We start from the raw sequence: 13,006 nt of genomic DNA on the forward strand, positions 1-13,006 counted from the left end.
GCTCGCTCACCGTCGTTCGCTCCGGCACGTACCTGAAGCCGCGACGTGCCATGCAGTGAGCGACGGCGGACTCCTCCTGCTCTCGCAGACGAGCGGTGTCCGCCACGGAAGTGACCAGGACGGCGGACAGCGGTCGCGGGTCGAGCGGCACTTGTCCTCGATCGCCGCCGTCCGAGAACGAACAGCCGGCCGTGAACACGGCGGCGGTGGCGACGACCTCCGCGAGCCGTGCGCAGGCTCGGCTCACACGCACCAGTTGTTCGAGTAGACGTGGTGGTACAGAGCCGTGCCCCATTCCGGGTTGTCAGCCACGTCGTTGAGCGAGTACATCCCCGTGCCACGGGCCAGTGTCCAGTAGTGGCCTGTGTAGTTGCGCTCGCTGTAGACCCGTACATTGCAGGAGGTGCCGGCATTCCACAGCGACTCGGCCCCGCGGAACTGGGAATACCCGGTGAGATCCGTGTTGTCCTCGTAGACCGCCCCACGTGATCCGGATTCGTACGTCGAGGTGTAGGCGCACAGCGCCCCGGAGGAGCAGTCCGCGGCCTCGGCAGTGTCTGCCATCGCCATGGTGGTCAGGACAAGTGCTGCGGCGCCCAAGGCGGAACCGACAGCGAGCTTGCTGCGTGTGGTACTCGCCGTTCGTGTGCTGAGCACGAGACATCCTCTCGGTGGTTTCGGGTCATCAGATCGGCGTCGCGAGAGTCGGTTCCCGATCCTGTTGCCGTCCGGTCGTCCGAACGGTGATGGTGAGCCGGCGCAGCGAAGTCCGCATCAGCCGGTGCCTTGTTTGTACTGCCATCTCGTTGTCCGGGATCGGGGGTCGGATGCCGGGCAACAAGCTCCGGACAATGAGCCGGCTTCGATCTCGGGGAGGTACCGGGTGCCACGAGCCGCGCCGCCGCTTTGTCTTGCTGTGCTGCCTTGGCGTGGGTCATCACGCGGACCCGGCCCGGTTGACGGGAGTCCCCGGCACAGCTCGCCCGCGTCGGGAGGGTTCCCGAAGCCGCGGGCACCGGGGACGATGTGCGTGACCGCACCGCCGAGCGGTGTCGGAACCTGTGACCCACAGCCGTCCAGGAGGCGATCCCCGGTGGCCGAGATCCCTCGAAAGGAACGCACGCCGTGGTGCGCGTCACCGGCACCGACGTGCGGTCCGGCGTTACCGGTGAGTGATCCACCAGATGGCCAGTGCGACGGGCGCGGAGCCGGCCGCTGTGGCGGCGCTGCGGACGGCGGCCTGCGTCGCGGTGCGGACGAGGCCGCGCAGGTACGGGTGCTTGAGTGATGGACGCTGGAACACGGTGCCCCCTGGGGGTTGGCGGCCTTGGCCGGACGATCGGCCGGTCACCGTCGATGAGGCCCGTCCGGAGGGTTTTCCGGCGATGCCCGGAGCTCGCCGCTGCTCGGAGTGGGCGTCGTGACCCTGGAGTTCGGACGTGGTCGGGTTTTCCGGATCGATTCCGGATCGGAACCGGATGGCGGGGTACATGGGTGTGAGTGAGCCGCTGGACGCGACCGCGCAGTGGGTACAGGGGCTGCAGGAGCTGTGGCATGCCGCCGGTCGGCCGACGGGGAAGGTGGTCGTGCGGCAGGCGGCCGCGCAGAGGCCGCCGGTGAGGGTGGGGCCGTCGGCGTGGTCCGCCTGGCTCAAGGGCGAGAACGTCCCGTCCGGCGCTGAAACGGCGCGTTGGCTGTTGGTCTTCCTGCGGGCCAAAGCCCGTACGGAGACTCCTGGGTTCAGGGCCCCGAGCGACGGTCGGTGGATGCAGACGTGGCAGCGGGCCCGGGATGAGCGCCGGCAGGGCAGCCGAGGGGGTGGGCGGCCCGTCTCGTGGCACGCCCCAGCTCCCTGCGGCACTTTGGCGGGGCTCGCGGAGCCCCCTCCGTTGCCCGGGACGTTCCTGGCCCGGCAGGTCCCGCACGACCAGATCGTGGATGCGCTGCTGGAAGACGCCTGCACCGCAGGACACGCGCCGATCGTGGCGTTGGTCGGCATGGGCGGGTCGGGCAAGACCTTCCTGGCTCAGGCCGCTGCGCGGGACCGGCGTGTCGCCTCTGCGTTCCCGGACGGTGTCGTGTGGCTGTCGGCGGGTGGCCGGTCGGCGGCCGGGTGCCAGGCGGAACTGCTGGCCGTGCTCGGTGTGTCCATCGCGGGCGACGACGTCGAGGCCGGTGTGAACGCGTTGCGGCGTCGGCTGGCGTCGGCCCGGTGCCTGGTGGTCATCGACGACGTGACCGGTAATGACCAGCGTGTGGCGCTGGATGTGTTCGGGCCGGGCAGCGCCTTGCTGGTGACGACGCGAGACCACGAGACCGTGCCGCACGGGCAGCGAAAACTCCTCGTCGCGCCGCTCGACCCGGCGCAGGCTCGGTCGATGCTGGCCGCCTATGCGGGCATCGCGGAAGCGGAGCTGCCTGGACAGGCGGACGAAGTCCTCGCCCGGTGCGGTGGGTTGCCGCTGGCCGTGGCGATCTGCGGCGGTATGGTCGGCGACGGCCAGCCGTGGACCAGTCTGGTGACCCTGCTCCGCAAGCCCCGGCCCGACGCGCTGGCGGTGACGTTCCGGGACTATCGGCACACCTCGTTGCTGGCCGCCGTCGAGGCGAGCACCGGTGGCCTGCCGTCGGCGACCCGGGAGCTGTACGAGGACTTGGCCGTGTTCGCCGGCCGGGGCCCGGTGCCGGTCTCGGTCGCAGCACGTCTTTGGGGACAGCAAGGCCTGGACCCGGACGAATCACGGCTGGCGATCGCGCGCCTGGCCAAGCGGTCACTGCTGACCTACCGACCCGCCGACGGCACGTTTGCCCTGCATGATCTTCTCTACGACTACACGCGGTTCCGGGCCGCCCGGCGGCTGCCCGACCTGCACGGCCGCCTCGCTGCCGCCTTCCTACGGAGGTGGGGCGGCCTGGACGGGGGGCTCGCCGAGGCGATCTCCCACTTCGGTCCACCGGCCCGGCCGTCCGACGACGACCTCTACGGGTTACTGCATGTGACCGACCATCTCGTGCAGGCTGGGCGCGACGATCTCCTGTATCGGCTGCTGGCCGCCGAGTCCGGTCCCGGCGGTCGGACCAACACCTGGTTCGCGCTGCACGAGCGGTCCGAACGCACGGCCGAGTACCTCCTGGACCTGGATCTCGCGCGCGGACGAGCGCAGCAGATCACCGACCGGGCCGCATCGCCCGCCGATCAGGCCGAGGGCATAGCGCTGGAATTCCGGTACGCCCTGATCAGGAGTTCGATCGTCAGCCTCGCCGGGACTGTCCCGGCCGGCATTCTGGCCGCCTTGGCCCGGCGTCGAATCTGGACCTTCGACAGGGCACAGGCGTACGCCGAGATGATCCCTGACGCGGAGCAACGGTCAGATGCGCTGCGTCGCCTCGCCCGCTTCCGTGGACTGCCGGAACACCGGAAGACACACCTGGTCGAACTGGCCGGGGAGGCCGCCGAAGGCATCGACTACGCGATGCGCCGGGCGTTCTCGCTGGTCTGGCTGGTCGGCCTTGCCCTGCCCGAGCGGCGGGAGTTCTATCTGGAGCGGGCGTTGGAGGCGGCCGACACCGACCGTCAGCGATCTCAGGAGATCCGTGCCTGGCTGTTCGGACACGTGGCCAGGTGGTTCCCCGAACGGTCGCTGCAGGAGCTGCGCGCCGGAGCCCGTAGACGAGACGGGTCCGCGCATCACTACCTGGAGGCCATGACCGCGGCCCTGCCGGAGCTGCCGGCCCTCTATGAGGACGTGCTGGCCTTCGCCCGGACCGACCGGTACTCCACGGAAGAGAGCAAAGCCCTCCGCGCGGTGTTGCCGGCCTCCGAACCGGACGAACGCGCCCGGCTGGTCGCCGAACGACTCGCCGCCTACGACCCCGCGCAGGAGAAGCGGTTCAACCGCCTCATCGTGGAAGAACTGGCCCCCTATCTGCCCGGTGACGAGCTCCGCGGCCTGCTGGATCAGACGCTCGACGGAGCGAGCCCGGTCACGGCTGCCCGCCTACTCGCCGCCGCGATTCCTCACCTTCCCGCTGAGGAACGGCCCGAGCTGCTGGACAAAGCCCTGCAGATCCTGCGAACCGAAAAGGTGGATCTCAGACGTGGGGGCATCGCAGCCCTGTTGCCGCTGATGCCCGAGCCCAGGAGGACGCGGCTGCTGGAAGACACCTTCGACGCCCTGTTCCGCGCGCATCGGGCCTCCGCTGTCTGGACGGCGTGCGAGATCGCGAGGTTCCTGCCCGAACATCTACTGCGCCGCGTCATCGACCACGTCGGCGAGGCGAACCCACCCGAAGACGCCCTGAATCAGCTCGCCCCGCACCTGACGCCCGGGCTGCTGCGCCACTTCCTCGGCACCCGAATGCTCGACAAGCAGGGGCCGTCGACGCGAGCTCTCGTACACCTGGCCCCCGGCCAGCCGTCCGCGACCCTCAGCCGCATCCTCGGCTTCGTCTCCACCGAAGACCACGGGGAGCAGCGGGTCAGCCTGCTCACCGAGCTGGCTCCCCACCTGCCCGACGCCCTGATCGCCGACGCGGTACGGGTCATCCCCGCCGACGTCGGCCCCGAGCCGCATGCCCGGCTCCTGGTACTGCTGGCGGCCAGGGCGGCACCACCCGACCGTGAGGAACTGCTGCGGCGAGCCCGCGACCTCGCCACCTCGGAAAACCACCCGCACCACCGCTACCGGTCGCTGGTAGAGTCCGCCACCGACCTGCAGCAGCTCGGCGCGGCGCTCCACCTCGCATGCGTTCTGGACCGGCCCGCGTTCCACCACCCCCCTCCGCAGGACCCGCAGCCCCTGCCCGACACACTGATCGACCAGGCCAGTCGGCTCGCCCGGACCGCACACGGCCCCTGCCGGCAGGCCTCCTCACTCGCCGACCTCATCCCCTACGCCGCACCGGTACGACGCGCCGTCCTGCTGCGGGAAGCGGCCATGGCCGCACTCATTCCGCACGACCACGAAGACGACGTGCCCTGCGACGGACTCCACGCGCTGGAGCGGGCGGCCGCCGGCGTGCCCGACGAGGACAGACTGCCTCTGCTCCCCGGCCATCCGACCCCGCTGCCAGCCGTGGACGACCAAGGCGACCAAGGCGACGAGGGCGACCACGTCGAGCGCCTGCGACGGCTTTCCTGCCTGCTGGCCTACCTGCCGGCCCGCCGACGCGGCCCCGTCCTCGAAGCAGCGCTGGACTGCCTGACCGCGCTCAGTTTCCGTTGGGACATGGACTGGGCGTCCCGCCACGGCCACGCCGGCCTCAGCACCGTCGCCCCCTACCTGAACCCCGACGCACGGCAGTACGCGGCCCGGCTCGCTCGCACCCTCGGCGCCCGCTATCAGACCGCGGACGTCCTCGCCGACCTGGCCGCGTACGCCGACCCCGCCACCCGCCCCGGACTTCTGGACGAGACGGTCTCCTACCTGCGCACCCTCACCAGTGCGTACGAACTGGACGGGCCCCTTGCCACACTCGCCCCCCACCTGGACCCGACCCGGGCCGCCGAACTCCTGGACCGGCTCCTGCACCTCGTCCACGGCGATCGCGGCTGGCACCACGGCGTCTTCCCGGAAACGATCTCCCGCATCGCACCGCATCTGACGCCCGCGCTCCTCGACCAGGCCGCGAACGCGGTACGACAGCACGCCAGCGCGCCCGAACGCGCCAAAGCCAGTCGAGCACTCGCCCGCGCGGCCGACGCCCTGCACCCCGACCCCTGGCCCGCCTACTGGCGCACCGCCCTCGCCGACGCCGCCGCCACCGGCAGGCCCGGCCTGTTCTCCCTCGTCGCCGACCTGCCCCTGCACCATCGGCAGGACACCGCGGCACCACTGATCCAGGCCGTACTCGACATCCACCGGTGGTGGCCCAGCAACGGCGACCACGGCAACACCGCCGGGCCGCCCTCGCCGCTCTCGCGGGCATGAGCGGATCAGAGCACCCGGCTTGACCAATCCGTTTCCACGGAAGGGCCGATCACCTGACGCCCCTGTCGTGTGTGCGTCGTTCACCGGTGCGTGCGGAGTCCGTCGAGGATGAGCGCGAGCATGTGGGGCGCCCGGTCCTCGGGGCTGGACGCGGCGCGCCACAAGGCACCGGTGAGCTGGAGGAAGTCTCCCGGGTCGGCGTCGGGGCGGATGCTTCCGTCCTTCTTGCCGGCGTCGAGGAGGCGGGTGATCGCGGCGATGACCGGGCCGTAGCTCTGTTCGCTGATCGCCTGGTGCGCGCCTGGTCCGAGTGCGTCGCCGAGGCCGTGTTTTCTGCGCATGGCCTCGACGAGGTCGGTCGTCCAGTGGCGGAGCGCTTCCAGTGGCGGCATCTGGGCCAGCAGGTCCTGCACGGTGCCGGTGATGCGTGCCACTTCGTCCTGGTAGACGGCCAGGACCAGCGACTCGCGGGTGGGGAAGTTGCGGTACAGGGTGCCCGCGCCCACTCCCGCGCGCTGGGCGATCTGGTTCATCGACGTGCTGCCGTCCGCCGTGAGTGCTTCGCGTGCGGCGGCGAGGATGCGCGCCCTGTTCTCACGGGCGTCCGAACGGACCACGGGACCTCACCTTGCTAAGTGGAGAGCTCTCCACTACGTTATCCGGAGAGCTCTCCACATACTTTAAGGAGCGTCATGCAATACATCAAGCTCGGCACGACCGGCCTTGACGTGTCCCCGATCGCGATCGGCGCGATGACCTACGGAGAACCCGACCGCGGGCACCCCGTCTGGTCGAAGGGCGAACAGGACGCACGCCCGCTCATCCAGCACGCGCTGGAAGCGGGGATCAACTTCTTCGACACCGCGAACATGTACTCCAACGGTTCCAGCGAGGAGATCCTGGGCCGCGCCCTGAAGGACTTCGCCGACCGCGACGACGTGGTGATCGCGACCAAGCTGCGCCATCCGATGCGGCTGGGACCCAACGGCCGCGGTCTGTCACGCAAGGCGATCATGACCGAGGTCGACCACTCGCTGCGACGTCTGGGAACCGACTACATCGACCTCTACCAGATCCACCGCAACGACCACGCCACCCCCTGGGAGGAGACCCTCGAAGCGCTCAGCGACCTCGTGAAGGCCGGCAAGGTCCGCTACCTGGGCGCCTCGTCCATGCACACCTGGGAGTTCGCGAAGGCGCTGCACCTGCAGAAGGAGCACGGGTGGGCACGGTTCGTGTCGATGCAGGACCACTACAACCTGCTCGCCCGTGAGGAGGAGCGGGAGATGATCCCGCTGTGCCTGGACGAGGGCGTCGGCACGATCGTCTGGTCGCCGCTGGCCCGCGGCCGCCTCGCCCGCGCCTGGGACGACGCCCGCTCGACGGTGCGCTCCGGGACGGACGGCGCCTACGCGGACCTGCTCTACTCGCCGGCCGAAGAGGCGTCCAACCACGCGATCATCGACGCCGTCGGGAAGGTCGCCGCCGCACACGGCATCACCCGCGCACAGGTCGCGCTCGCCTGGCTGCGACGCCAGCCGGTCGTCACCGCTCCGCTGGTCGGCGCCGGTTCGGTCCGGCAGATCGACGAGGCCGTGGCCTCCCTCGACATCGAGCTCACCGACGACGACGTGCGTGCCCTGGAAGCCCCCTACACCCCCCGCCACGACTGGCAGGGCGTCTCGGACGAAGCCGAGCTGGAGGCCATCCGCCGACGCGTGCCCGGAATGGCTCTCGCATGAACCCCGTCGTCCGCTCCGGAACGCCCCTCGTCCTTCTCGGGCCGCTCGTGTCCGGGGCGCCGAGTTCGGCACCTCCGCCGTATGGCAGGACCCGCGTCGCCAACTCCCCCTCGGCGCCGTCATGGACACCGGCTGGGTGATCTACGGCACCCTCCTGATCGCCGGCACCGGAGTCTCACTCGTCGGCATCTCCCAGGGCTCCCACGCGCCGGGTCTTCGTGATGGGCGGGGTCCGGGCGGCCCTCGGATCCTCACACCGCCCGGATCGCGTCCGCCGGGGGCGTGCGCAGGGCCTGGCGGGTGGGGAGTTCGATCGTGAGGAAGGCCGTCGTCGCGATCGTCGCCGCGATGGCGGGGAGCAGCCAGGCCGGGCCCGCCGGCCAGGGGCGGTCGAGGAAGCCCTGGCCGAGGAGGGCGAGGGGGAGGGTGGAGAGGAGCAGGCCGGAGACGAGCGCGGCCGCGGCGATCACGGTCGCCTCGCGGCGCATCATCGCCCGGATCTGCCGCGGCGTCGTGCCGACCAGCCGCAGCGCGGCGATCTCTGTGCGGCGCTGCGCCGTGGCGGCGACCAGCTTGTTGGCGATGCTGAGGAGGAGGTAGCCGAGGAGTACGACGATCGTCGCGAGGTTGATCCACACCTCGGGCGGGGTGTCCTGCTTGCCGCCGAAGGCCGTTCCGGACGATCCGGACGTGTGCTCCAGGACGAGGCCTGGGCGGGACGCCGTCAGACCGGCCAGTGCGCGCCTCGCCGTCGCGGTGCCGTCCGTGCGGACGAGGAGGCTCTGGGCGAGGCCGGAGGTGGTGTGGCCGGCCGCGAGGTCCCCGGAGACGATCAGCGAGCCGAAGCCGAGGCCCCGGTCGTACACGGCCGCCACCCGCGCCTCGGTCCGCGTCCCGTCGCCGAGGACCAGCCGGATCCGCCGGCCGAGTCCGGCGTCCCGCGCACCGGCGACCTCGCTGCTCACCGCGACCGTGGCGCCGGTCAGGCCGGCCAGGCCGCCCTCCCGCACCCCGGGGTCGAGGACCCCGGCCGCGTCCGGCGTGGCGATCAGTGCCGGCACCGACTCCACATCGGGTTCGCCGAACATCTCGTACGGCCAGATGACAGTCGTCGAGCCGACGGGTGCGGCGGACCGCACTCCGGGCAGCTTCTGTACGGCGTCCCGCGCGCCGGCCCACAGGCCACCGAGGGCCGGTGCGCTCAGCCGGTACTCGGCGAGTGTGCCGGTGCGGGTGTCCTGTGCGGTCGCCGCGAGGACGGTGGTCTGCGCGAGGGTGTAGGTCAGGACGAACACGACCGCCATCGCCAGCGGGCTGACCACTCCGGCGATCCGCAGTGCGTACGCCCGTACGTTGGCCAGGGCGAGCCAGGTGGGAGCGGGCGTCCCAGGCCGCAGCCGTCGTACGGCCCGCTCGCCGAGCGACCGGACCAGGGCCGGGCCGCACAGGGCCAGGCCGATCGCGGCGACGATCCCGGCGATGGACGTGGCCGACGCGCCGATCACCGTACGGGTCAGCAGCGGGGTGACGGACAGCGCGCACGCGGCGGCGATCAGCAGAACTCCGGTGAGGGTACGGGCCTTCGACGGCTTGCGCGGTTCGCTGCGGGACTCGGCGACGGCCTCCGTCGCCGGCATCCGGGATGTTCGCCAGGCCGCGCACCGGGCGGAGACCTGCACGGTGAGCGCGAGCAGAAGGAGGGTGGCGAGGGCAGGCAAGGGCCCGACGGTCAGGGGGAGTTCGGGGGGCAGGACGCCTCGGTCGGCGAGCATGTCGTGGAAGCGGCCCGCGAGGAGGTAGCCGAGGGCCACTCCGGGGGCCAGGGCCACGGCGGCCACGACGGAGGACTGCGCGGCGGCCAGTCGGCGGATCTGTCGCGGGGTCGCCCCGACCGCCCGCATCAGCGCCAGGTCACGGCGCTGCCCGGCGATCGACACACCCAGCGCGCCCGCCGTGACGAACCCGGTGATCAGCAGCACGATTCCGCCCAGCGAACCGGCCAGCAGGACCAGCAGCGAGCGGGCCGTGCCGACGCCCGGCGCCACGGTCTCGCCGATGTCCGCACCGGTGCGGACGGTCAGCCCTGTGCCGGCCACCCGGCCGCGCACCGCGTCGGCGACCCGCTCGCCGGTTCCGGGTGCGGTGCGCATGCCGATCACGTCGTATCGGCGCGCGGCGTCGCGGCCCGCGAGCCGTGCGGCCGTGGCGTCGGCGAAATAGACGCCCGCGCCCGGTGCGTCGACCACCGCGGCGACGCGACAGCGCACGGCGGGGCGACCGCCCACCACGACCTGGACGCGGTCCCCGGTGTGCAGCCCGGCTGCCGCCGGGACGGCGACCTCGTCCACCCCGGCCGGCGCGCGGCCGCTGACGCGTGGGTGGGCCAGCAGCTTGGTGGAGGACCAGCCGTGTCCGGCCGCCGCTGGGTCGTCGGCGGCCGGTACGACCCCTCCACGGGCGTCGACCAGCGCGGCAGGGAAGCCGAGGTCGCCCACCACGGCAGTCACCCCGGGCAGGCCCGAGAGCCGGTCGACCAGCGACGACGGGACCCGGGCGCGCTCCGGGAGGGCGAGCGGCAGATCGCCGTCCGGGTGATACTCCTGGTCGGCCGCGACGACGATGTCCGCGCCGCCGAGCCGTCCCGGCGGCAGCCGCGAGCGCAGCCCGGACTCGGCCAGCACACCGGTGCCGGTGATCAGGGCGGCCCCGCCGAGTACCGCGCACACCACGGCGAGCAGCGCGGTGAGCCGGTGCGCTGCCATACGCAGGGCGATGGGGAGGAGGGGGAGGCGGGAAGGGGTGCGGAAGTGCTGGGACATCGGTCAGCGGTCTCCCAACGCGACAAGTCGCTCGGCCAGTTGGGGCGCGGTGGGGTGATCGAGGGCCTCGACGACCCGGCCGTCGGCCATCACCAGAGCCTGGTGGGCGCGGGACGCGGCGGCCGGGTCGTGGGTCACCATCATCACCGTCTGGCCCAGTTCGTCGACCAGGGCGCGCAGCAGCTCCAGCACCTCGTGCGCGCTGCGCAGATCCAGTGCGCCGGTCGGCTCGTCGGCGAACACGACGGCTGGCCTGGCCGCCAACGCCCTTACCACGGCGGCGCGTTGCTGCTGGCCGCCGGAGAGTTCGGCGGGGCGTCGGCCGAGCCGGCCGGCCAGGCCGACGCGCTCCACCAGCGCCGCGATCCACTCCCGGTCCGGGGCCCGGCCGGCGAGTCGCAGCGGCAGCGTGATGTTGTCCTCGAGGGTGAGGGACGGGATCAGGTTGTAGGCCTGGAACACGAACCCGACGCGCTCGCGCCGCAGTTCGGTACGGCGGGTCTCGTTCAGGCCGACGATCTCGTGTCCGTCGATGCGGACGCTGCCCGAGGTCGGCGAGTCCAGCCCCGCCGCGCAGTGCATCAGGGTGCTCTTGCCGGAGCCCGAGGGGCCCATCACGGCGAGGAAGGTGCCGGGCCGGACGGTCAGGGACACCTCGTCGAGGGCCTTCACATCGCCCGGGTAGATCTTGGTGACGCGCTCCAGCGCGATGGCGGGCGCGGTGACCCGTACGGCGGTCGACGCGAGGTTCACCGGCGGCCGCCCTTCAGACGGCGCAGGACGAGGGTGATGGCCGCGAGTCCGGTGACCGTGCCGCAGGCGAGGTTCACGGCGACACCGGCGGCGGCGTAGGAGGCGACCATGTTGGCGACTGCGCTGATCACCAGGACCAGCCAGAGGAAGACACGGGTGACATCGCCGCGGGTGACGGACGGGGCGGGGGCGTCGTGGGCGCTCGGTCGGTGGGGGTCGATGGTCGCCATCGCGGGCTCCTTCGGCGGGGATTCGGCTGATGTCTCGGCCGGCGTCCCGGCTGAGGTCTCCGACGCTACGGACCGCGCCCCCCTCGGCCGATCCCGCCAACAGCCGGATCGTAAGTACAGCCTGCTGTACTTACGGCGAAGTGGGCCTGCCCTAAGGTCGATGGCGTACGTCAGAAGCGGAGTGAGCATGACGACCACCGAGCCCACCGGCACCGCGGACACCGCGGACGTCGACCCCGGCGCCGAGCGTCCGCGGGAGATCGCCGTCCGGGCCCTGCGGGCCTCCGGTGCCGCGCTCGGGCAGCTCGTCGGCGGGCTCGGCACGGCGGTGATGGCGCTGGGCGTGCTGGTGCTGGCGGCCGTCGCCGCGGTGACCACGCCGGCCGGCGTGGGCCTGCTGCTCGCGTCGGTCGCCGTCCGTACCCTGCACGCGCTGGCCGAGCGGGAGCGGAGGCGGCTGGCCCGCTGGGGACCCGAGATCGTCGCTCCCGACCCGCCGCCGACGCTGCGGGCCGCCCTCACCGACCCCACCACCCGGCGCGAGCTGCGGTGGGCGCTGCGTCACGGCAGCCTCGGGTTCCTGTTGGGGCTGCTCGGGGTGTGGCTGCCGTTGGCCGCGTTCCGGGACACCCTCTTTCCGCTGGTGTGGCCGTTCGCGCCGGCGGACACGAGTAGCACGTCCTTCGGGTTCGGGGCGGCGCGCACCTGGCCGGAGGCGCTGTCGGTGAGCCTGGTCGGCGTCGGCTGGATCGCCGTCGTCCTGGGCCTGACGCCCGGCATGGCGCGTCTTCAGGCCCGTGCCGGGCGGACGCTGCTTGCCGCCGGGCCGGACACCGACCTGTCCCTGCGGGTGGCCGAGCTGACCGCGACCCGGGCCGCCGCGCTCGACGCCCACGCCACCGAACTGCGGCGCATCGAGCGGTCGTTGCACGACGGGACGCAGAATCGGATGGTCACGGTGACGGTGCTGCTCGGCGCCGCCCGGCGGATGGCCGCCCGGGATCCGGAGCGCGCCGACGAACTCCTCGAACGTGCCCAGAGCGCCGCCGAGCAGGCACTGGCCGAACTGCGCGCGGTCTCCCGCTCGATCCTCCCGCCGGTGCTGTCCGACCGGGGGCTGGCCGGGGCGCTGTCGGGTCTCGCCGCCGAGTGCGCGGTGCCGTGCCGGACGGATGTGGAGGCGTCGGATCGGTGCCCGGCGTCCGTGGAGGCCACGGCGTACTTCGTGGTCGCGGAGGCGCTGACGAACATCGCCAAGCACAGCGGGGCGAGCGGGGCGGCGGTCACCGTGCGGGCGCGGGGCGGCCGGCTGCGTCTGCGGATCGAGGACGACGGGCGGGGCGGCGCCGACGAAGCGGGCGGCTCCGGGCTGACCGGCATGCGTCGGAGGGTGGCGGCCCATGACGGTACGCTCCGCGTGACCAGCCCGGCGGGCGGGCCGACGGTGCTCGACGTGGACCTGCCCTGCGGTACGTGACGTTCTGGAAGCCCGCGGGCCGGTCCACCGAAGTGCCCTGTCCTACAGATGAGTT

Annotated in this window: 9 protein-coding genes; 3 read left to right on the plus strand and 6 right to left on the minus strand. The window is 72.3% G+C overall.

What is annotated here, in order from left to right; all coding sequences use genetic code 11:
* Positions 1-243: 243 nt before the first annotated feature.
* Positions 244-564: a peptidase inhibitor family I36 protein gene (locus ACZ3KP_RS29015; protein WP_467502869.1), complete on the minus strand. Its 321-nt coding sequence runs from the start codon at positions 562-564 to the stop codon at positions 244-246.
* A 598-nt stretch (positions 565-1,162) separates the two neighbouring features.
* Positions 1,163-1,303: a hypothetical protein gene (locus ACZ3KP_RS29020; protein WP_165939255.1), complete on the minus strand. Its 141-nt coding sequence runs from the start codon at positions 1,301-1,303 to the stop codon at positions 1,163-1,165.
* A 586-nt stretch (positions 1,304-1,889) separates the two neighbouring features.
* Between ACZ3KP_RS29020 and ACZ3KP_RS29025 the strand changes: the two genes are divergently transcribed.
* The gene (locus ACZ3KP_RS29025; protein ID WP_467502871.1) at positions 1,890-5,930 is read left to right on the plus strand and encodes an NB-ARC domain-containing protein; all 4,041 of its coding nucleotides are present in this window, start codon (positions 1,890-1,892) and stop codon (positions 5,928-5,930) included.
* Positions 5,931-6,010: 80 nt separating this feature from the next.
* Here the strand turns inward: ACZ3KP_RS29025 and ACZ3KP_RS29030 are convergent, their stop codons facing one another.
* Positions 6,011-6,547 (minus strand): TetR/AcrR family transcriptional regulator, encoded by a 537-nt coding sequence (locus ACZ3KP_RS29030; RefSeq protein WP_467502873.1) that lies wholly within the window; start codon positions 6,545-6,547, stop codon positions 6,011-6,013.
* 75 nt (positions 6,548-6,622) lie between these two features.
* Here ACZ3KP_RS29030 and ACZ3KP_RS29035 point away from each other — a divergent pair, with 75 nt between their 5' ends.
* Complete coding sequence (locus ACZ3KP_RS29035) at positions 6,623-7,672, plus strand: aldo/keto reductase (protein WP_467502875.1); 1,050 nt, start codon at positions 6,623-6,625, stop codon at positions 7,670-7,672.
* A gap of 251 nt (positions 7,673-7,923) precedes the next feature.
* Here ACZ3KP_RS29035 and ACZ3KP_RS29040 read toward each other — a convergent pair whose 3' ends face one another.
* The 3 genes from ACZ3KP_RS29040 to ACZ3KP_RS29050 are packed head-to-tail and all read right to left on the minus strand — an operon-like array spanning position 7,924 to position 11,474.
* Positions 7,924-10,491: an FtsX-like permease family protein gene (locus ACZ3KP_RS29040; protein ID WP_467502877.1), complete on the minus strand. Its 2,568-nt coding sequence runs from the start codon at positions 10,489-10,491 to the stop codon at positions 7,924-7,926.
* 3 nt (positions 10,492-10,494) lie between these two features.
* The gene (locus ACZ3KP_RS29045) at positions 10,495-11,244 is read right to left on the minus strand and encodes an ABC transporter ATP-binding protein (protein WP_467502879.1); all 750 of its coding nucleotides are present in this window, start codon (positions 11,242-11,244) and stop codon (positions 10,495-10,497) included.
* A complete protein-coding gene (locus ACZ3KP_RS29050) occupies positions 11,241-11,474 on the minus strand; it encodes a hypothetical protein (protein ID WP_358981333.1) in 234 nt (77 codons plus the stop codon). The genes ACZ3KP_RS29045 and ACZ3KP_RS29050 overlap by 4 nt, the downstream gene beginning before the upstream one ends.
* Positions 11,475-11,661: 187 nt before the next feature.
* Between ACZ3KP_RS29050 and ACZ3KP_RS29055 the strand changes: the two genes are divergently transcribed.
* On the plus strand, positions 11,662-12,951 hold the full coding sequence (locus ACZ3KP_RS29055; RefSeq protein WP_467502881.1) for a sensor histidine kinase: 1,290 nt from the start codon (positions 11,662-11,664) through the stop codon (positions 12,949-12,951).
* Positions 12,952-13,006 lie beyond the last annotated feature (55 nt).

Source organism: Streptomyces sp. NPDC020958 (assembly GCF_055562175.1).

Excerpts from the sequence above, each read along its gene's own strand:
- ACZ3KP_RS29050 (WP_358981333.1), bottom strand. The coding sequence starts at position 11,474 with ATGGCGACCATCGACCCCCACCGACCGAGCGCCCACGACGCCCCCGCC.
- ACZ3KP_RS29015 (WP_467502869.1), bottom strand. The coding sequence starts at position 564 with ATGGCAGACACTGCCGAGGCCGCGGACTGCTCCTCCGGGGCGCTGTGC.
- ACZ3KP_RS29055 (WP_467502881.1), top strand. The coding sequence starts at position 11,662 with ATGACGACCACCGAGCCCACCGGCACCGCGGACACCGCGGACGTCGAC.
- ACZ3KP_RS29040 (WP_467502877.1), bottom strand. The coding sequence starts at position 10,491 with ATGTCCCAGCACTTCCGCACCCCTTCCCGCCTCCCCCTCCTCCCCATC.
- ACZ3KP_RS29035 (WP_467502875.1), top strand. The coding sequence starts at position 6,623 with ATGCAATACATCAAGCTCGGCACGACCGGCCTTGACGTGTCCCCGATC.